Annotated in this window: 18 protein-coding genes; 10 read left to right on the top strand and 8 right to left on the bottom strand. The window is 39.9% G+C overall.

What is annotated here, in order from left to right; all coding sequences use genetic code 11:
• Positions 1-75: 75 nt before the first annotated feature.
• On the top strand, positions 76-999 hold the full coding sequence (locus PSR9079_RS01440; RefSeq protein ID WP_149980156.1) for a hypothetical protein: 924 nt from the start codon (positions 76-78) through the stop codon (positions 997-999).
• Here the strand turns inward: PSR9079_RS01440 and PSR9079_RS01435 are convergent.
• Together PSR9079_RS01435 and PSR9079_RS01430 are read right to left on the bottom strand one after the other, a co-directional pair.
• The gene (locus PSR9079_RS01435; protein WP_149980155.1) at positions 996-2,021 is read right to left on the bottom strand and encodes a GGDEF domain-containing protein; all 1,026 of its coding nucleotides are present in this window, start codon (positions 2,019-2,021) and stop codon (positions 996-998) included. The genes PSR9079_RS01440 and PSR9079_RS01435 overlap by 4 nt on opposite strands.
• Before the next feature lie 267 nt (positions 2,022-2,288).
• Positions 2,289-2,717, bottom strand: coding sequence for an Lrp/AsnC family transcriptional regulator (locus PSR9079_RS01430; RefSeq protein WP_145235943.1), 429 nt, complete (start codon positions 2,715-2,717; stop codon positions 2,289-2,291).
• A gap of 204 nt (positions 2,718-2,921) precedes the next feature.
• On the opposite strand from PSR9079_RS01430, the gene PSR9079_RS01425 reads away from it, so the two are divergent.
• The 4 genes from PSR9079_RS01425 to PSR9079_RS01410 are packed head-to-tail and all read left to right on the top strand — an operon-like array spanning position 2,922 to position 7,557.
• On the top strand, positions 2,922-4,127 hold the full coding sequence (locus tag PSR9079_RS01425) for an aspartate aminotransferase family protein (RefSeq protein WP_149980154.1): 1,206 nt from the start codon (positions 2,922-2,924) through the stop codon (positions 4,125-4,127).
• A gap of 44 nt (positions 4,128-4,171) precedes the next feature.
• Positions 4,172-5,206 (top strand): arginine N-succinyltransferase, encoded by a 1,035-nt coding sequence (gene astA, locus PSR9079_RS01420; RefSeq protein WP_149980153.1) that lies wholly within the window; start codon positions 4,172-4,174, stop codon positions 5,204-5,206.
• 18 nt (positions 5,207-5,224) lie between these two features.
• A complete protein-coding gene (gene astD, locus PSR9079_RS01415) occupies positions 5,225-6,706 on the top strand; it encodes a succinylglutamate-semialdehyde dehydrogenase (RefSeq protein WP_149980152.1) in 1,482 nt (493 codons plus the stop codon).
• A gap of 47 nt (positions 6,707-6,753) precedes the next feature.
• The gene (locus PSR9079_RS01410; protein WP_149980151.1) at positions 6,754-7,557 is read left to right on the top strand and encodes a DUF1338 domain-containing protein; all 804 of its coding nucleotides are present in this window, start codon (positions 6,754-6,756) and stop codon (positions 7,555-7,557) included.
• A gap of 146 nt (positions 7,558-7,703) precedes the next feature.
• Here PSR9079_RS01410 and PSR9079_RS01405 read toward each other — a convergent pair whose 3' ends face one another.
• Positions 7,704-8,984, bottom strand: coding sequence for a flavohemoglobin expression-modulating QEGLA motif protein (locus tag PSR9079_RS01405; RefSeq protein WP_145235968.1), 1,281 nt, complete (start codon positions 8,982-8,984; stop codon positions 7,704-7,706).
• Positions 8,985-9,050: 66 nt separating this feature from the next.
• Positions 9,051-9,950 carry a redoxin family protein gene (locus tag PSR9079_RS01400; protein WP_149980150.1) on the bottom strand — a complete coding sequence of 300 codons (900 nt, stop codon included), beginning with the start codon at positions 9,948-9,950 and terminating at the stop codon, positions 9,051-9,053.
• A 162-nt stretch (positions 9,951-10,112) separates the two neighbouring features.
• Between PSR9079_RS01400 and PSR9079_RS01395 the strand changes: the two genes are divergently transcribed.
• The 4 genes from PSR9079_RS01395 to PSR9079_RS01380 all read left to right on the top strand — a co-directional run bounded on the left by PSR9079_RS01395 (position 10,113) and on the right by PSR9079_RS01380 (position 13,060).
• Entirely contained in the window at positions 10,113-10,370 is a 258-nt protein-coding gene (locus PSR9079_RS01395) for a DUF3081 family protein (RefSeq protein WP_149980149.1), read from the top strand.
• 2 nt (positions 10,371-10,372) lie between these two features.
• Positions 10,373-10,675, top strand: a complete 303-nt coding sequence (locus PSR9079_RS01390; RefSeq protein ID WP_246175467.1) for a hypothetical protein — start codon at positions 10,373-10,375, stop codon at positions 10,673-10,675.
• Positions 10,676-10,782: 107 nt separating this feature from the next.
• Entirely contained in the window at positions 10,783-12,381 is a 1,599-nt protein-coding gene (locus PSR9079_RS01385; RefSeq protein ID WP_149980148.1) for an AbgT family transporter, read from the top strand.
• A gap of 142 nt (positions 12,382-12,523) precedes the next feature.
• Positions 12,524-13,060: a protein tyrosine phosphatase family protein gene (locus tag PSR9079_RS01380; RefSeq protein WP_149980147.1), complete on the top strand. Its 537-nt coding sequence runs from the start codon at positions 12,524-12,526 to the stop codon at positions 13,058-13,060.
• A 102-nt stretch (positions 13,061-13,162) separates the two neighbouring features.
• Here the strand turns inward: PSR9079_RS01380 and PSR9079_RS01375 are convergent, their stop codons facing one another.
• Complete coding sequence (locus PSR9079_RS01375; RefSeq protein ID WP_149980146.1) at positions 13,163-15,394, bottom strand: carbohydrate binding family 9 domain-containing protein; 2,232 nt, start codon at positions 15,392-15,394, stop codon at positions 13,163-13,165.
• A gap of 134 nt (positions 15,395-15,528) precedes the next feature.
• Positions 15,529-15,852 (bottom strand): ferredoxin FdxA, encoded by a 324-nt coding sequence (gene fdxA / locus PSR9079_RS01370; protein ID WP_145235999.1) that lies wholly within the window; start codon positions 15,850-15,852, stop codon positions 15,529-15,531.
• Between the two features lie 165 nt (positions 15,853-16,017).
• Between fdxA and PSR9079_RS01365 the strand changes: the two genes are divergently transcribed.
• Entirely contained in the window at positions 16,018-17,628 is a 1,611-nt protein-coding gene (locus PSR9079_RS01365) for an NAD(P)/FAD-dependent oxidoreductase (protein WP_149980145.1), read from the top strand.
• 72 nt (positions 17,629-17,700) lie between these two features.
• Here the strand turns inward: PSR9079_RS01365 and PSR9079_RS01360 are convergent, their stop codons facing one another.
• Positions 17,701-19,002 carry a DEAD/DEAH box helicase gene (locus PSR9079_RS01360; RefSeq protein WP_145236005.1) on the bottom strand — a complete coding sequence of 434 codons (1,302 nt, stop codon included), beginning with the start codon at positions 19,000-19,002 and terminating at the stop codon, positions 17,701-17,703.
• 197 nt (positions 19,003-19,199) lie between these two features.
• Complete coding sequence (gene dapA / locus PSR9079_RS01355) at positions 19,200-20,120, bottom strand: 4-hydroxy-tetrahydrodipicolinate synthase (protein WP_149980144.1); 921 nt, start codon at positions 20,118-20,120, stop codon at positions 19,200-19,202.
• Positions 20,121-20,224: the final 104 nt, after the last annotated feature.

Raw genomic sequence — 20,224 nt, 5'->3', positions numbered from 1 at the left:
GTCTTATTGGCATGGAAATTTACCTTAAAATAGATAATAATACTCAATAACTTAGTATCAGATTCTACTTCCTCCATGCTTAAAAAAAGTATTTATTCATTCATCTCAATCATCATTTTGGTGAGTATTGTACTTACCAGCATGTCAATTTATACCTTATACAGCAAAAAGAAACTCAGTGTTGATCCTAAACTCAAAGAAATATCGGGGATCGAATTTGATAAATTCAAGCGCTTGTGGGCAATAAATGACAGCGGTGATGATCCAAAACTTTATCGCCTCAACGAAGATGGCTCTATCGCCAAAGAGGTCCTTGTTACTAATGCGAAAAACATTGATTGGGAAGATATGACTCAGAATGACTTTGGGCACTTCTTTTTAGGTGACTTTGGTAATAATAAACAAGAACGTAAGTGGCTCACTATTTATAAAATAGAAAATCCCATCGACATCAAAACTGATACCACCGAAGCTGAAATTATCAAGTTTACTTATCCAGAACTTGACGGTAGCCCTATCACACCAGATAAGCGAAACTTTGATCTAGAAGCATTTGTTGCCTTTGGCCGCCACTTATATTTGTTTACTAAAAACCGTACTGAGCCATTTGATGGCATTACTAATGTGTATAAAGTTGGCGATCATGCAGCTAATTTTGATGCGCAGTTAATAGATTCATTTAAAACCTGTACAACAATGGAAAAGCTTTGCTGGATAACCTCTGCAGCACTGAGCCCCGATCGAACAAAGTTAGTATTATTAGATTCAACAAGCATTTGGTTATTTGAAAACTTTACTGGTGATAAGTTTTTCTCAGGGGACGTATCACGAATAGATTTGGGGATTGTGACTCAAAAAGAAGCGATTACTTTCTATGATGAAAATACCATTGTATTCACCGATGAAGAATTTAAAGGAATTGGCGGTAACGCCTATGTCATTAAACTTGATGAAGTAACAAAAACTATCATTAAGAAAATACCAAAGGCGTCAGATTAAAATAAATCTATATCCGTGCTTTTATCATTTGAGTCAATCAAGTTGTTCTCCATTAACTGTTCATAAAAACACAGCCTATTGCGACCATTTTCCTTTGCGTAATAAAGTGCCTTGTCCGCATTTTCTAACACATTAATAGGAAAGTCGTAAGGGCTGATGCGACACATGCCAATACTAACGGTCATATTTTCAACAAATGGAAAATGAGTTTCTCTGATCATCTCCATAAACTCATTCATTTTCTTTTCAATCGACTCAAAATTGGTGGGCTCAAACACGATCACAAATTCCTCTCCACCAAAGCGAAAAATCAAATCGGTTGAGCGTAGAAAGTGCCGCATTTTTTGTGCAAGCAGCAATAAAACTTCATCACCACAAACATGACCAAAGTTGTCGTTTATTTTTTTAAAGTGATCAATATCAAGCATTGCCAGCCAAGATGTAGAGCTGAGCCTACGCTTGCGATTGTTATCCATTTTTGCTGTTTTATGCTGTTTTATTACTTGCTTTTCAATTAGCTGCTTTATTTTTTTATCAAATGTTTGTCTATTTAACAGACCTGTCAGTTGATCCCGTTCATTTTCATGCAAGATAAATAAATAATTTTCATAGATACGGCAAAAGGCATTAAGCAACACTTGATCCGCACTTTTTAAACCTTTACATACAACCGCAATAGCACCTATCGGCTTATCTTGCAAAGAAATTGGTAACCAACGCTTCTCAATGCCATCCGCTGATTGTACAGTAATAATGCATGCTGATCGCAAACATGACAACAGTTCTGGCTCTGGTGAATCGACTACTTTACGTTGTGCCCATTCAAACTGATTACCATTAATTACTTTTAACGATATGCTGCGCTCAATCGTTAAATCAGTGTGTACGTCTAAATCCTTATAAACAACAATTTCTGTACAGCCTACAAATTCTTGGATCGTCGAGATCAAGCTATATTCTAATGAATCTACATCGCGGTTTTTAGTTATTTTAATAACAGAGTTTAATAAGTTTTCTTCCATAGGGATCCTATATTGCAAATAACTGAAGATTCTTAATTATGATTAATTACCCGAACATAAGTTCTAGAAAATATAAACCAAATAAAAACGCCAATAAAATTAGGGAGCATAATTACATTAACGAGTAAAAAACCCAGCGCTAGTAGTAAGTGTAGTGCGTAAATACTGTTTTGTTTAGTCGTAAAGATAGGAAATAATTTAACCTCAATACGCTACACAGCAAAAAATAATATATATAAAGTATGACATTCTGTATTTGTGGTCAACTTAGCGTTTAAACTTTGTTTCTAAAATAACAGAGGAAGTCGTACGTTCAACCCCATCTAAGTTACCAATGTCATCGAGTAAATGGCTGAGTTTTTCTAAATTTTGTGCTTGTACAACGGCTATCAAATCAAACTCACCACTGATAGCATACAATTGTGAAATAGCATCAATCTGCTTGAGTTCAAGGTTAGTTTTAGTGGTTAGTTTTTGCTTTACCTTAATTGATACATGGGCCGATACCATGGCACTTAAGTACGCATCGCCATAGTCAACACTGTAGCCCTTTATTACTCCAGTTTCTTCTAGCTTTAACATCCTACTTTGTACAGTTGAGCGCGATAAGTTAAGTGCCCTGGCAAGATCAGAAATACTCGCTCTGGCATTCGTGCGAAGTATAGAAAGTAGCTTTTCGTCTTGTATAGTTATCATATTGATTATTAACCTCGTCATTTTGTGTTTTATTTTAATCATTTTTCACAAAATAGCACTGCAAATTTAAGCTTTGAACTCAGATAATGGCGGTAGTAAATAAGAAAAATCATTAAAGCACATTATTGCAGGGTAATAACGGCTTGATTAACCCATCAAATGCAATTTGTTTTTTTCATATTAAGCCAGAATTAGGTGTAACAAATGCAAGTAACAAGAGAATTATTCAACGACGTAATGGTCCCTAACTATAACCCATCAGAGGTTATTCCGGTGCGTGGCCAAGGTTCTCGTGTTTGGGATCAAAACGATAAAGAATATATCGACTTTGCTGGCGGTATTGCGGTCAACTGTTTAGGTCACTGTCACCCAGCCCTTGTTAATGCGTTAAAAGAGCAAAGCGAAAAAATCTGGCACTTATCCAATGTGATGACTAATGAGCCAGCACTTCGATTAGCTAAAAAAATCACCGACGCAACATTTGCAGACAAAGTTTACTTTGCAAACTCAGGCGCAGAAGCAAATGAAGCAGCGCTAAAACTCGCGCGTCGTTTCGCATTGGATGTACATGGTGCTGATAAAAGCCAAATAATCGCATTTAACAAAGGCTTTCATGGTCGTACCTTTTTTACCGTAACTGTGGGTGGCCAAACCGCATATTCTGACGGTTTTGGTCCTAAACCAGCCGCAATTGATCATTGTGACTACAATGATTTAGCAGCTTTTGAAGCACTGATCAGCGATAAAACCTGTGCCGTAATGATGGAACCTCTGCAAGGTGAAGGCGGCATTATCTCTGCAAATAATGAATTTATCAAAGGTGTGCGTGCTTTGTGTGATAAACACAATGCATTGCTTATTTTTGATGAAGTACAAACGGGTGTAGGCCGTACAGGCTCACTATACGCATACCAAGAATTAGGCGTGACACCAGATATTTTAACAACAGCAAAAGCGTTAGGTGGCGGTTTCCCTATTGGTGCGATGATCACCACGACTGATATTGCAGCACATCTTAAAGTGGGCACGCATGGTTCAACCTATGGCGGTAACCCGTTAGCGTGTGCAGTGGCAGAAGCGGCATTTGATACCGTGAATACCGAACAAGTGCTAAGCGGCGTTAAACAGCGTGAACAGCTTTTCCGTGATGGTTTTGCAGCGATCAACGCAAAATACGACGTATTTAGTGAAGTACGCGGTAAAGGTCTATTATTAGGCGCCGTACTAAACAGCAAGTTTGAAGGGCGCGCTCGCGACTTCTTGGTAGCAAGTACTCAACAAGGACTAATGAGCTTAGTTGCTGGTACTGATGTTATTCGTTTTACGCCTTCACTGGTGATCCCACTTGAGGACATTAAAGAAGGTCTAGCGCGCTTTGAAAAAGCCGTAGCAGACGTTGTAAACGGTTAACCTAATTTAACGCCCTGTTTAGGGCGTTAATGGAGCACTTTTAAATGCAAGTATTACGTCCTATAACCGCAAATGATTTTGACTCACTAAAACAAATAGCAATAGAGTCAGGCCATGGTTTTACATCATTACCTGTTGATGATGCCTTGTTGCTAGAGAAAATTGAACGAGCAGAAAGGAGCTTTGCAAAAAACATTAATAAGCCTCAAGACGAGGGCTACCTATTTGTATTAGAAGACAGTGAAACAGGTCAAGTAGTCGGCACTACCGCGATTGAAGCGGCGGTCGGTATGAACGTTCCTTTGTATCACTATCATTTAGGTAAAACGGTTCATCATTCTCGCACTCTTAACGTATATAACACCGTTGATATTCTCAGCATGTGTAATGATTACACCGGCTGCTCAGAGATATGCACACTGTTTTTACGTGAAGATAGCCGCAAAGGGCTAACAGGACGTTTCTTATCGCGTTCACGCTTTTTGTTTATGGCTCAACACAGTGAGCGTTTTGCCGATACCATCATTGCAGAAATGCGTGGCGTTAGTGACGAAAACGGCCATTCTCCATTTTGGCAATGGCTTGAAGAACATTTTTTCAGTATTGAATTCCCACTAGCCGATCATTTAGTCGGCTTAGGCGATAAAGTATTTATTAGTGAATTAATGCCCAAGTACCCTATTTACGCCAACCTGTTAAGCAAAAAAGCGCAAGCTGTAATTGGTAAAGTACACGAGCACACTAAACCTGCACTAAAATTGCTTGAAAAAGAAGGTTTTGAGCATCGAGGTTACGTTGATTTATTTGATGCTGGGCCAACAGTTGAAGCCAAACTTGGCAATATACGTAGCATCCGTGAATCTCAAGTATGCCCTATTACCATAGGTGAACTTGATCATATTAATCAACAAAGTTCCGACACCTTAGCTATTTGTAATCAAGGCGTGAATGACTTCAGAGCCACTTTCACAAAACATGCACATTATAATCATGCTAAACATACCTTGATTATTAGTAGTGAAGTTGCAAAAGCACTTAAATTAAAACAAGGAGATGCAGCGCGGTTTTTCCGTCTGTAAACCTCTGTAGGAGTTTCTATGAGCGTTAATACGCACAACAGCCAACTAATCAATAACCAATGGCAAACTGGCTTAGGTCATGATTTCAGTTCAATAAACCCAAGTAACGGGGATATTGTTTGGCAAGGTAAAGCGGCAAGTAAAGAACAAGTAGACGCAGCGATTAAATCAGCTCGTCAGGCACACATTACATGGGCAAATACCCCAATTACAGAGCGTATTGCGGTTCTTGAGCGTTTTGTCAGCCAGCTAAAAGAAAATAGCGAAGAGTTTGCGACTATCATTGCCCGCGAAACAGGTAAACCACTATGGGAAACACGCACCGAGGTGGGTGCTATGACAGGCAAAGTGGCGATCTCAATAAAAGCTCATAATGAACGAACAGGCACTACTGAAAATCCAATGCCCGGCGCTAAAGCTTTTATTCGTCATAAGCCGCATGGCGTAGTGGCTATTTTTGGCCCTTATAATTTCCCAGGCCACCTCCCAAATGGTCATATTGTGCCGGCAATTTTAGCGGGTAATACCGTCGTTTTTAAACCATCTGAGCTAACCCCTCTTGTTGCTCAATACACACTTGAGTTATGGTTAAAAGCAGGCCTGCCAGCTGGGGTGATCAACCTTGTTCAGGGTGAAGTTGACACCGGTATTGCACTTGCTAGCCACCAAGATACCGATGGCTTGTTTTTTACTGGCAGCTCAAACACAGGTCATTTATTACATAAGCAGTTTGCTGGACATCCAGGTAAAATTTTAGCGCTAGAAATGGGGGGAAATAACCCGCTCATAATTAAAGATGTGGCCGACGTAAGTGCTGCCGTGCATGACATTATCCAATCCGGCTTTATAACTTCTGGTCAGCGCTGTACGTGCGCCCGTCGGGTATTTATTGCAAATACAGCTAATGGTAATGCTATTTTAGAAAAGCTGATCACCGCAACTAAAAGTATTAAAGTTGCAGACAGCTTTAGCGAAGAACAACCTTTCATGGGGGCTATGATCAGCGAAAAAGCCGCGCTTGGGATGGTCGCCGCTCAGCAACAATTGATTGATATGGGAGCTGAACCTTTAGTTGAACTAAAACACTTAAAACCAGGCACCGGTTTTGTAAGCCCTGGTATTATCGATGTAACAAATGTGGCCAGCATCGCAGATGAAGAACACTTTGGCCCATTAATTAAAATTTATCGCTATAGCGACTTTGACAGTGCAATTGTGGAAGCGAACAATACCTCATTTGGTTTATCGGCTGGGCTTTTAAGTGACTCAAGTGAAGATTATGAGCACTTCTTAAAGCACATTCGCGCCGGTATTGTTAACTGGAATCGCCCAATTACCGGTGCATCAAGTGCCGCGCCATTTGGTGGTATTGGTGCCAGTGGTAACCACAGAGCGAGCGCCTATTACGCCGCAGATTACTGCTCATACCCAGTAGCCTCTGTTGAAGCACCAAGCGTTAGTTTACCAAGTACCCTTGCGCCGGGCTTAATTATTGAATAATCAGTCTGCAGCTTAACGGCTGCAGAAATTAAATTAAGGAATTAAAAATGCACACAGATGTAAATGCCCTTTTTGACAACTTATGGCAAAACTACCTAGCGGTAACACCGTCAGCTGTAAAAGTTCATGAGCTACTAGGCTCGACACAACAGGATGATGTGATCAACGACCATATTGCACTACGCACTTTCAATCATGAAAAAATTGGTCTGGAAAAGTTAGCCGCCCATTTCTTAGCCGTCGGTTATAAAGAATGTGGTGAATATCATTTTGAAGCTAAAAAATTGTATGCTAAACATTATGAGCATAGCGATCCAAAGCAACCAAAAGTATTTATTTCTGAATTACTTGTAGAGCAATGTTCTGAGCAACTGCAAGCCATCGTTAATGAGCTGGTTGCCAGCATAGATGCAGATGCCGTAACCGCAGAAAACTTCTTATACTCAGGCACCCATTGGCAAGTAAGCTCTGAAACTTATAAACAGTTACTGGCTGAAAGCGAATATGCAGCGTGGATGTCAGCATGGGGTTACCGTGCTAATCATTTCACCGTGAACATTAATGAACTTGCCAAATTTGATAAAATTGAAGACGTTAACCAAGCGCTTAAAGATGCCGGTTTTGCCCTTAATATTTCAGGCGGTGAAGTAAAAGGCTCACCTGAGGTATTACTTGAGCAATCATCAACCCTTGCCGATGACTTTGCCGTAGAGTTTAGTGACACGACGATGAGCGTACCTAGTTGTTTTTATGAGTTTGCCCTGCGTTATGCGAAACCTGATGGTGAACTATATACCGGTTTCGTTGCTGCATCGGCCGATAAAATCTTTGAAAGCACCAATGCACGTTAATTAATCTAGATTCAGATCATAAGTGCATGTGTTTGCAGCTGGGTGCTTACTGGCTGATTTCATAAAGTACTTAGCTGTACGATAGAAAAACGCAGTTGTTCATTACAACTGCGTTTTTATTGTTTTTATACTAGGATTATGAGTCACTATATAAATAGTGGTTTATAGTCGTTTTCTAACTGTTCAAATGACAAATCACCAATAAAACGGCCAAAACTAAGCCACGTTGCTAAACCGCGTAAATCTTTAAAATGTGGCGGAACAAACTTAGGGTCTTCAATTACACCTAAATCATGTAATTGCGATATTAGTCTAAAGTCATCAATCGAGATTTTACCCACTAACAGCAAGGGTAATTGATCGATGCGACCAAGTTGTATCGCAACCCGAATTAAATTGTAAACCAATACAAACCCTTTGATATAAGCGATATCTTTAGTAAATGGCAAGCCTGTTGCGGTACTGCCACGAAATACTCGCTGGGCCAATGTATAGCTCTCATCTTTACTCAAGCCTTGGGCAACATAATCACGATATATATCAACAAACTCAGCCCCATCAATTACCTTGGTCACCGCTTGAATACGATTTACTAACTTCGCTAAACGACGAGGGGTTGATTTAAGGGTGATAATTTCGGTTAGTACTGCCAGCCCTTCTTGTGTCACTGTTGAACTTGGTGTGCCTTTACTTAAACAGGTTAAGTATGGCTGAGCTAAACCATTTTGCGTTGTACCTACGTGGATCCAGCCCTCATGTACTTCTAAAATATCAAGCTCACGTTGAGAAAACTTTACATCTTGATTTAGCTTAATATTATTAGCACCAGCAGCTGCATCACTGACGATCCCATCACTAATGACCACTTCAACATCGATACCTGGCATACTTAAACGTACTTGTTCAGCAAGAATTCGAACGGCTTCATCAGCATCTATATTTTTAGGATCATCAGGTAAAATATCGGCCGCCAATAGATTTTTGAGCGGTAACTCAAGCATATTTGCAAGCTCTGATAACGATGGCTCACCGGCATGAAATAAATCTTTTGGATGACCAAACAACTCTACAGATAAATCATGAAATTCAGCAGTGCCACGGTATTCAAGCATACTCAATACTGTTTTGTACTCGCTGCACATTTTACTCATATATTGAGCGATAGGATTGAGTTGCCCAAGCTGGCTAATGATATTACGGTTTAGATCAGAAAATGCTTGGCGTAGCTCGCTAGGTACAAAACCTAGATCCCGTTGCTGATAATAGGCTTTATCAACCAGTGGATTTTTTTGACATTTTTGTCTAAAAAACTCTTCTTTTATGCTTTTATCCCAATTTATCGCATCTAAGATACGGATCGGGGTTTGTAGGGCGATTAATCGATCTGATAACTCGCGAGTTTTAAGTAATAACGCCTTATCTATCATGCTCTAAGCTCACTGATGAATGAGCCTAGAGGATAGGCTAGATTTGCTCATTTTCAAAGCAAATTATTACTTACTTTGCAAATTCACAGGGCTAGAAAAATCGCTGATACGATTGACCATGTGTCCATTTTTATAAATGACCAAGGTAGGCACACTACTGATTTTATTATCAATAAATAAATCATTACCGTGATCAATGTACACCGGATGTATGACTTTAAATTTTTCGATATATTCATCAACAGCGGCTTGATCTGTCCATAATTGGCTAACCCTAGCTTCAATATCAATTCCCTGATTGGTTAATAGATTGATTTGCTTTTGAGCTGCGGCACAGTTTGTTGCCATCTTCGGGCGAGTGTCAGCTAAATACCAATCACACCACGTTGCCGTATATAATATTGCCTTTAAGCCATGCTCTGGAATAACTAAAGCAGTCGCAACTTGCTTATTACCTTCATCTAACAAGCGGGCCTTTGCCACCACGCCGTCATGTGATAATAATCGCAGTGTATTATCAAGTGCTTTATCTGCTTGATGGCCTTGAAAAATCACTTTGCCCGTTTTATCGAGTAATACATGAAAAGGAGTGCCTATAAATTGATAATGCTGAGCAACTTTTGCGGTATGATCACTCATGATAGGCATGGTTAAATTAAACTGTTTTTTAACAGCTGCAACAGCAGTAGGATCATCATTTAGATCAATGTTAATCGCTATTGTATCAATTGTATCTCCATACTGTTCATAGGCCTGCTGAAAGTGTGGCATTTGCTCCATACAAGGCTTACACCACGTTGCCCAAAATTTTAAATACACAGGCTTTTTGCCAACGATTTTATTCAGCTCGAACAGCTCCCCCTGTTGGTTTTTTAAAACCAAATTTGACTCATTTGCTAACAAATGTTGACTGCTTGAAAAGTACAAAAAGACCCACAACAGCGTAATATATTTAGACTTCATCATTGTTATCCCTAAAATAAATACACCTTAGCATGGTCGCTTTCTTAGCTGATTGTAATTTTGCGACATCGGTGAACTTTTCGATCATTTATCATTACATGGTATAAACTAAATAGAGTTAGGTTTCGTATCAATTTAATTATCAAAGCAACTTTTGGAGTAGTGATGAAAAATGACATCGAAGGAAAACAAATATTAGCTGTCTATGAGCAGATCATCCAACATGGTGAGATAAATAATGAAGGAAAACACTATAAAGGATTAACCGCATTTTCAGATATTGATGGTTATACCATTTACCTTAAAGGCAGTGGCGTGTTGCTTAGATTTGGTTTTCATAACACCTATCATCTCGATTATGAACATGAAAAGCATAAAGATGACTTCCTTAAAAAGCTGGAAAATATAATCAATGAGGTGTAACTGTGTATAACATCAAACACCGCATTAGCCCAGCGAATAAGCAAAACCAACATACAGATTTTATAGCCAAGGTTGTGCAACAATTACGCGACGATGAAAGTAAGCTTGCCATAATTAAAAGTAACCTTGAGGAGTATCGGCAACAACGGTTCCTAAAGCGAGGATTTTTAACTGCAATTGAACGATTCGACTGGGTGTTTGAAGCTTCTGATAATATTGAAGATATTTGCCAGCAAATCTTAGCGGATGACTATATTGGCCAGCGATTACGTCGCTATCCGTTACTATTCAAAGGAATTCTATAGCCTAATTAACAGTTTATCGTACCCATCTGGTAAACCACCGTTTATTAATGATAATCATGCTTAAAAGTGATAGATTGCGGAAATTTTTCAATTTTAAGAGCCTTGCTATGTCAAAAGCCGTCGACACTGCCGACTCATCGAGTGAAGAAAAACAATCGGGATTATTTAACCGATTTTTAGCCTCGGTTGAGTTTTTGGGGAATATGTTACCCCACCCAATCACCTTGTTTGCCCTATTTTGTGTGGCCATTATTGTTTTCAGTGGTATTGCTGATTGGTTTGGATTAAGTGCAATTGATCCTCGCCCAATTGGCTCCGCCGGTCGTGAACCTGACGGCGTTATCGAAGTTGTGAGTCTATTAAGTGCTGAAGGCTTACAACGTATCGTCACCGGTCTTGTTACTAATTTTACCAGTTTTGCCCCTTTAGGCACTGTGCTTGTTGCACTATTAGGTGTCAGCGTTGCCGAACATTCAGGGCTACTATCTGCTGCAATGCGTGGCATGGTAATGGGCGCATCTAAACGCTTAGTTACCTTTATGGTGGTATTTGCCGCTATATTATCTAATACTGCATCTGAACTTGGTTATGTTGTATTAATTCCTTTAGCTGCAATGATCTTCCATAGTTTAGGCCGTCATCCATTAGCGGGTTTAGCCGCAGCTTTTGCCGGTGTATCGGGCGGTTACAGTGCTAATTTATTGTTAGGTACGATTGATCCATTGCTTGCAGGTATTACGACTCCGGCAGCACAAATGATTGATCCAACTTACCAAGTTGGCGCTGAAGCAAACTGGTATTTTATGATGATTTCAGTTTTACTGATTGCCGTATTAGGCACCTTCGTGACTGAAAAAATCGTTGAACCCCGCCTTGGAAAATACAACCCCGATGATGCCAGTGCTGATCTGGCGCAAAATAATATAGAAGGCTTAACAGCTAAAGAAAAATCAGGCTTAAAATGGGCTGGATTTTCTTTATTGTTAGTATCGCTACTACTTGCTTGGACAATCGTGCCTGCAGATGGCATTTTGCGCCATCCTGAAACAGGCTTATTTGCCCACTCGCCTTTTTCTAAAGGGATTGTGGTATTTATTTTTATTACCTTTGGTATACCCGGTTTCGTTTATGGCCGTGTAGTAGGCACCATGAAAAATGATAAAGACGTGATCAACGCAATGAGCAAAAGTATGAGCTCAATGGGCATGTACATTGTATTAGTATTTTTTGCCGCGCAGTTTGTCGCCTTCTTTAAGTGGACTAACTTAGGGACTATTTTAGCTATAAATGGCGCTGCTATGTTACAAGCCCTCAATCTGACTGGTCCTGAAGTATTTGTGTTATTTATATTAATGTGTGCATTAGTTAATCTAAGCTTAGGTTCTTCATCTGCACAATGGGCAATCACTGCGCCTATCTTTGTACCTATGCTCATGTTGATTGGCTATGCGCCAGAGACCATTCAGGCGGCTTATCGAATTGGTGATTCTGTCACCAACTTGATCACCCCAATGATGAGTTACTTTGGCTTGATCCTCGCCGTTGCCACTAAATATAAAAAAGACATGGGAATAGGCACTTTAGTCGCCACCATGCTGCCTTATAGTATGATTTTCTTTGTCGGTTGGGTTGCTCTGTTTTATTTGTGGGTGTTTGTATTTGGTCTGCCAGTAGGGCCTGGCTCACCAATTTATTACACACCTTAATAACCGATAAATAATGCCAGCTGTTGCTGGCATTATTATTGAGTGACTCTAACGTGTTTGAAAAACTAAACTATCTGCTTTAATAATAGTAACTACTTATACAATTGTCACATTACTAGCAACTTCAACGAGATCTAACATCATGAAAATAGTATGTTTTATTATCACTTTAGCATGTTCTTTGATCAGCATAACAAGTTATGCGCAGCCACTCCTATCAGTAAATATAAAGTCCGTTGCATTAACTAATTATGCGAACCCACAACAACACATCTATACTGCAGGACAACCTTCTAAAGAGCAATTTCAGCAGCTTGCAAAGCAAGGTATAAAGTATGTGATTAATTTACGCGGGGATGGGGAAAATAATTGGGATGAACAGGCTTTAGTGACCAATTTAGGACTGCAATACTTTTCACTGCCCATTTCATCAAGAGCCGATATCAATATCGAAAATGCAAAAAAACTGCAGCAATTATTAGCGCAAGCATCTGAGAGCCCAACATTACTGCATTGTGCAAGTGGTAACCGAGTTGGGGCACTGATTGCACTTTATAACGCAATAGAGCTTAACCAACCAATTGAAAAAGCGATTGAGACCGGTAAACAGTGGGGATTGAAAAGTCTTGAACCTGTGGTAAGAGACGCCATAGCAACCTATAAAATAAAAGAGCATTAAAATAACACATTAGATGTATTGAAATATTCAACTATGACTTTAAATAGATCTAACGACAAAAAGCCCTTAGTTAAATACTAAGGGCTTTTTTTAAAATGTAATTTAAAGCTGCCATGCATAACTTAATTTAGTAAAGAAAGTACGTTGATCGCGTTCTATACTTTTTAATGAGTCATCTTGATAGCCTTTATCTGAATAACCCAAATAAAATAATGTTTGTGCATTAATTTTATATGAGTAAACAAGCTGACTGCCATAATCTCGGTTGATGTGATTTACAGCATAGTAATAAGCATTTTGATTTCGGTCGATATCTTCAAACTGTAAAATCAGTTTCAGCATCGAGCGCATATTAAATTTATAGTAAATTCGTAAATCGGTTAGATTAGCTGTAAATACATTTTCACCTTGTGGATTATCTAAACGGCTATAACTGTGCTCAAGCTGTAGCTGCCAATGATCATTGATGTCCCAGGTAAGTTCTGGCTCTAGGGTAAATAAATCACCTAACTGCTCATTACTGTAATCTATTTTACTACCAAACTCACTATAGAGCGTAATACGTAAATCTTTGCTTGGGTTAAAACCACCATAGATAAAGCCGATGTTTTGATTATAAAAATCATCTTTATAGCTCTCATGACGATGGATCAAACCAAACTCTAAGGATGACTGTAATTGGCCTTTTAAAAAAATATACCCTTCGTACTCTTCTTCAAGCAAGCTACCATCTTGCGCCCAGGTTTTGTCCCAATCAACATTATAAGAATATTCAGTTATCATCTCACTTGCGTCTAAGTACCAAGTTTGCCCGCCGCCTAGTAACGCTTTTTTATAATCCACTTTTTCTTGATAGCCAACGTCAGTCCGGTAATCTTCACCAATATCTTCGTAACTGGCAAGTAGCTTATAATCCCTTTTCTCGCGAGAAAACTCGAGCTTATAAGCTTGATCAGATTGATTTTTATCCAAGCCATAGTTTTCAGTTAAAAAGGCGGAGTTTTTAGTATCTGAGGTAGCAACTTGATACAACACACTATCTGTTTGATTAAACCAATAACTACCATCTACCGACAGTACGGTATTGTGATAGTCATTCGCTTCACGGTGGCTACTCATCACCCCTATAGTGCCCTGCTCGCCAATGTCGTATTGATACCGGCCAACCGCTGACTTTGATTTTTCAGCTAAATTAGCAAAGCCAGAACCTTGGTTAGTCGGTAAAAAAAGACTGGTATTTTCATCATCCGCATACATAAAGGCATAACTATGTGCATCTGTTTTACCGGTTATTTTGGCGCCAATTTCAGGCTCGGCAATTGTACGAGTATATAAAAGCTCAAATAAACTGCTTTTGAAATACGATGCACCATCTAAAAAGAACGGGCGTTTCTCAGCATAATAAATAGAGTATGTGGTATTGACATCCAACTCTAAACTATCGGTCTCTACTTGCGAGAAATCGGGATTAATTGTGGCATTAATAACCGCATCTTGGCTGATACCCCAACGTAAATCGAGTCCAGCTTCAGTCTCAATATCACCATTTTGCCAATCCCCCGGTACAGCCTCTTTCACATCATTGCGAAGAGCGGTCAAGGTCGGTGTTAATTGAATATTTTTGCTCGGCTCCATGGCATTAAAGCCTGTTATTTTATCAAACTGGCAAAAACTGCATTTCACGTCGCGGTCAAAACCTACATTGGATAATTGATATAAAACATCTCGAGGATAATTACGCCACAGCGCAACCCCCCAAGTCATATCGGCTTTATTTTTAGGAAAACGCAATGCAGTGAACGGGATGCGCATCTCTACGGTATAACCTTGGTCAGTTATTTGCCCCGCACTGTCCCAAATCGCATCCCACGATGCGTCTTCAGTCCAGCCATCGGTATCGGTCATGCGCATATCACCTTGTGCACCGAGTGGGTTTACGTAAAACTCATAACCTGTTCGCTCATCGTTAAAAGTATCAATCATCAATGCGACATTATCATCCGACCATAATGTATCGCGATCTCGAAGTGCTGCACGTATTTGACTGGGATCATTATCATAAGCAACAAAACCAAGATATAAATAGTTGCCATCTTCATAGATATAAGCGTCTGTTTTTACAGGTGGTGTGCCTTTTTCATTGGGTTCATTTTGATAGCGTAAAGGGATTAAAGTGGCTTGTTGCCAGTGCGGTTCGCTCAACTGCCCATCAAGATCAATACCTTGATCAATGTGCGCTAAAATAAATTGTTGTTGCTCAGCGTGTGCAAAAGTACTACATAAAGCGAAAGCTAAAACCCAGACAGGTAACGTTATTAATTTTATATACTGCATAAACATCCATTTAATACTCAGTTACTCGGATGAGTAAGTTAAGTAGCAATTGTAATTCACGCAGGTACATTTGTTAATAGTTTGATTGCAAAAATGTTATTTTAATTAACTAACCAAGACAAAAAGCTGAGATTTTAGGTCTCAATTAACTTTAATTTATCGGCCACACCATTCCAGGTATCGGCATCTTCAGGGGCTGGTTTTACATCAGTGATACGCGGCCAAATAAGAGCAAGTTCGGCATTCAGTTCGGTGAATTCTTGTTGCGAATCAGGTAATTCATCTTCTTGATAAATTGCTTCAGCGGGGCATTCTGGAACACATAAACCACAATCAATACAATCAATCGGACTGATCGCCAAAAAATTAGGGCCTTCATAAAACGCATCTGCTGGACACACTGCTACACAGTCAGTGTATTTACACTTTATACAGTTTTCAGTGACTACAAATGCCATTTTAACTTTTGCCTAACATATCTTAATACAGCTGGAGATCATACCCAACCACAGCCAAAATACAATAAATAATCGCTGCCATCGAGGCTTAAATTAACGTAAAATAGTCAGCTATTGTGAGCAACTCGCATCAGCGACTGCTAAGACACCTAACAGAGACTAAATATGATACGTTTAACAGAAATTAAGCTGCCACTTGATCATGGCGAAGATGCCATAAAGCAAGCAATTATAACTAAACTTGGCATTGATAACAGCCAACTCCATAGCTTTAATGTCTTTAAACGTGGTTACGATGCCCGCAAAAAAACCGCCATTTTACTTATTTATACCCTCGACATTGAGGTTGATAATGAAGCGCAATTATTAATTCAGTTTGCTAAAGACCAACATGTAAAACCAGCCCCTGACACCAGCTATAAATTTGTTGCTCAAGCACCAGCAACAATTCAAGAACGTCCTGTGGTGATAGGCTTTGGCCCTTGTGGACTGTTTGCTGGTTTAATACTGGCGCAAATGGGGTTTAAACCCATTATTTTAGAACGTGGTAAAGAAGTACGTGAACGTACCAAAGACACTTTCGGTTTTTGGCGAAAACGTACTCTAAATACCGAGTCAAACGTGCAATTTGGTGAAGGCGGCGCAGGAACATTCTCTGACGGAAAACTTTACAGCCAAGTTAAAGATCCAAAGCATTATGGTCGTAAAGTGATCACTGAATTTGTAGCTGCGGGCGCACCAGAAGAAATTATGTATGTCAGCAAACCGCATATTGGTACTTTTAAGCTGGTTACGATGATTGAAAAAATGCGTGCAAGTATTGAAGCGCTCGGCGGTGAAATTCGTTTTAGCACCCGCGTTGATGACATCCTACTTGATGATGGCCAAGTAACAGGACTGAAATTATCCTCCGGTGAACAACTTGATACCCGTCATGTTGTGCTTGCGGTAGGTCACAGCGCACGTGATACATTTAAAATGGTATACGATAAAGGGATTTACGTTGAAGCAAAACCGTTTTCAGTTGGTTTTAGAATTGAGCACAAACAATCTATGATCGATGAATGCCGTTTTGGTGATAATGCTGGTAACCCGATCCTTGGCTCTGCAGATTACAAACTGGTTCACCATTGTCACAGTGGCCGTACTGTTTACAGTTTTTGTATGTGCCCAGGCGGTACTGTGGTTGCAGCAACCTCTGAAGAAGGTCGCGTGGTAACGAATGGCATGAGTCAGTATTCTCGCAGCGAACGCAACGCTAACAGTGCCATTGTTGTGGGGATTTCTCCTGAAGAAGATTTCCCAGGTCATCCATTAGCCGGTATTGATCTGCAGCGAAAACTAGAAGAGCAAGCCTTTGAACTAGGTGGTAGTAATTACGATGCACCAGCACAGTTAATTGGCGACTTCTTAAAAGGTAAAGATTCAAGTGACTTAGGCGATGTAAAGCCTTCATACACACCAGGTATCAAACTCACTGATCTAGCAAATGTGTTACCTAAATATGCAATTGATGCCATTCGTGAAGCAATTCCTGCATTTAATAAGCAAATTCGTGGTTTTTCATCAAACGATGGCTTATTAACGGGCGTTGAAACCCGTACTTCATCACCAATTTGCATTAAACGAGATAAAAGCATGCAAAGTATCAATACCCAAGGCCTATACCCTGCCGGTGAAGGTGCGGGTTATGCAGGTGGTATTCTTTCCGCAGGCATTGACGGTATAAAGGCCGCTGAAGCATTAGCGTTATCTATGCTTGAGAAAAATAGCTAAGTAGTTTTTCACTGTTCACAAAAAAGCCTCATTTATTGAGGCTTTTTGGTGTTAATGACTTAACTTATACCATTATTTCTTTAACGAAAGTTTGGCACCTTTGAGGGTTTTACGTACGTTTGAGATACGTGAACGGTTTTTAGCTCGCGCTTCACCAGTTGCTTGACCTGATGGTTTATTTGAATGGCTACGACGCAAATGCGATGGTTTTTTGCCAATTTTATCAATCAGTACTTCACGGTTACTTACTTCATAACCCGGCAAGTATTCACGCTGAATTTTTTGACCGATTAAGGTTTCAATTTCAAACAACATATTTTCTTCTTCGCGGCTAACAAATGAGATTGCTTGACCTTGTTTACCGGCACGACCTGTACGACCAATACGGTGTACGTAATCTTCAGCAAGCCATGGTAAGTCAATATTAATTACACGTGGTAGGTCATCAATATCAATCCCGCGAGCGGCAACTTCTGTAGCCACAAGCACACGTACTTTACCCGCTTTGAAATCACTTAATGCACGACGACGGTTACCTTGGGTTTTATCACCATGGCACACAGCAGCCGGGATACCATCTAAGTTTAATTCTTTAACTAGCTCATCAGCCGTTTCTTTCATGTTAACGAACACTAACACTTGCTGCCAGTTTTTCTTACCGATCAATTCAGAAAGCAGCTCTTGTTTACGGCGCTCTTCAACTGGATAAACCACGTGATGAACGGTTGCAGCAGTGCTGTTGGTTTGATCAACACGGACAATTTCAGCTTGCTTGAGTACTTTGCTAGCAAACTGTTTAATTGCCGCTGGGAATGTTGCAGAGAACAACAAAATTTGGCGATCTTCAGCACAGCCATTGATCACTGTTTGCATATCACCAATAAAGCCCATATCAAGCATACGGTCAGCTTCATCGAGCACAAGATGTTGTACGTCAGCAAGGCTTAGATTACCTAAACGAATATGATCCAGTAAACGACCCGGTGTTGCGACTACGATATCGACACCCGCTTTTAAGCCATTAGCTTGACCTACCGTACTAACACCGCCAAATAAACTCACAGTTTTAAGCTTGGTGTACTTTGCAAAATCAGTAAAATTATTGGCAATTTGCTCTGCAAGCTCACGGGTTGGTGCTAGCACTAAGGCACGTGGTGCATTAGTTTTTGTGTATTCAACTTCAGATAATTTTTGAATAATTGGTAAAGCAAAAGCAGCTGTCTTACCGGTGCCTGTTTGGGCACTGGCTAAAACATCTTTGCCTTTACGTACTGCTGGAATAGCATTACGTTGAATGGGCGTAAGGGTGTGATAGTTAAGTTCATCTAACGCCTGAAGAAGTTCAGGGGCAAAACTAAAAGATTTAAAATTCATGCTGTATAACCTGCGGCCACATTATCAAGGGTCGCAAATTATACAGCAATTTAAGGCAAACAGTTAGTTTTTAAATATATAAACCAACTAGAATTACCTTTTCTCTTCTACAGCCATTTTTGTGTTTGACCTTTTCAATGCATACTTTGCTAAGCAATAACAACAATGGTTGGCGATCTTTTAAAGCCCAAACTAAATTATGGCAGAATAATTGTATTTTCTAAATTTAATGGTGTGGCTTTAGAGCCACCTACAACAGCAACATCATCAAGTTTATTGATCAACGTAACCCCTTGCGCTTGCTGCTGCTCATTTAATGGCACATAAGGTAATCTAAATACAGGCTTGACAGCACCTGTCATCATCAATGCAGTATTAATTGCAATTGGATTTGGCTCACAGAACAACCAACTGATCAAAGGTTGTAATGACGCGTTCAGCGCGTCGCTTTTGCTGTCCATTAATTGACGATACAAGCCAGGAATTAAATTAGAGGTTACCGAGATCACGCCATGCGCTTTATAAGTATGGCGAGCATCATGTGCTTCATCGTCATTACCAGACCAACAGGCAATACCTTGTTGCTCATAGTGATTAATGCGCTCATTACCACCGCACTCTTTTACGCCAATAAAGTTTTCATGTTGTGCCAACGGCTCAATAATGTCAGGGGTTAAATCTTGTCCTGTACGCCCTGCTACGTTGTAAATAAATGCCGGACCAATTGCCAGCACTCGTTTGAAGTGTTCAATTACACCGGCAATCGATGTGCGGCCATAATAAGGGTTAATTTGTAGTGCTGCGTCCATACCGCTGGCAAAGCCATACTCAGTCGCTTTAACGGCTTCGCGGGTATTGTTACTGCCAGTGTTACCAACAATCACCAACTTATCTGCATACTTATTAACGCTGTGCGCAATCAGCATTAAATGCTCTTCCCAGTTCATTAACTGGCCTTCACCTGTGGTTCCACCGACCACAATACCATCAACACCGGCGGCGATTTGCTGTTCAACTAAATAATCATAGGTGGCTAAGTCAATTTCACCACTGGCTAAATAAGGCGTTTTAATTGCTGTGATGAGGCTTGCTTGTTTAATTTGTTCTAGGGTGCGCATAAAAAATTAATCTTAAAAAAACTTGCCGTAGTTGTAACATAAAAGCAGGCGTTTTCCGAGTGTTGCATAACTAATTAATTAAATTACTTGTGTTGTAGAGGTGC

It is taken from the genome of Pseudoalteromonas rhizosphaerae, from assembly GCF_902498845.1.
In the GTDB taxonomy this organism is placed as follows: domain Bacteria; phylum Pseudomonadota; class Gammaproteobacteria; order Enterobacterales; family Alteromonadaceae; genus Pseudoalteromonas; species Pseudoalteromonas rhizosphaerae.
This window is presented reverse-complemented; position numbering and strand designations above follow the sequence as displayed.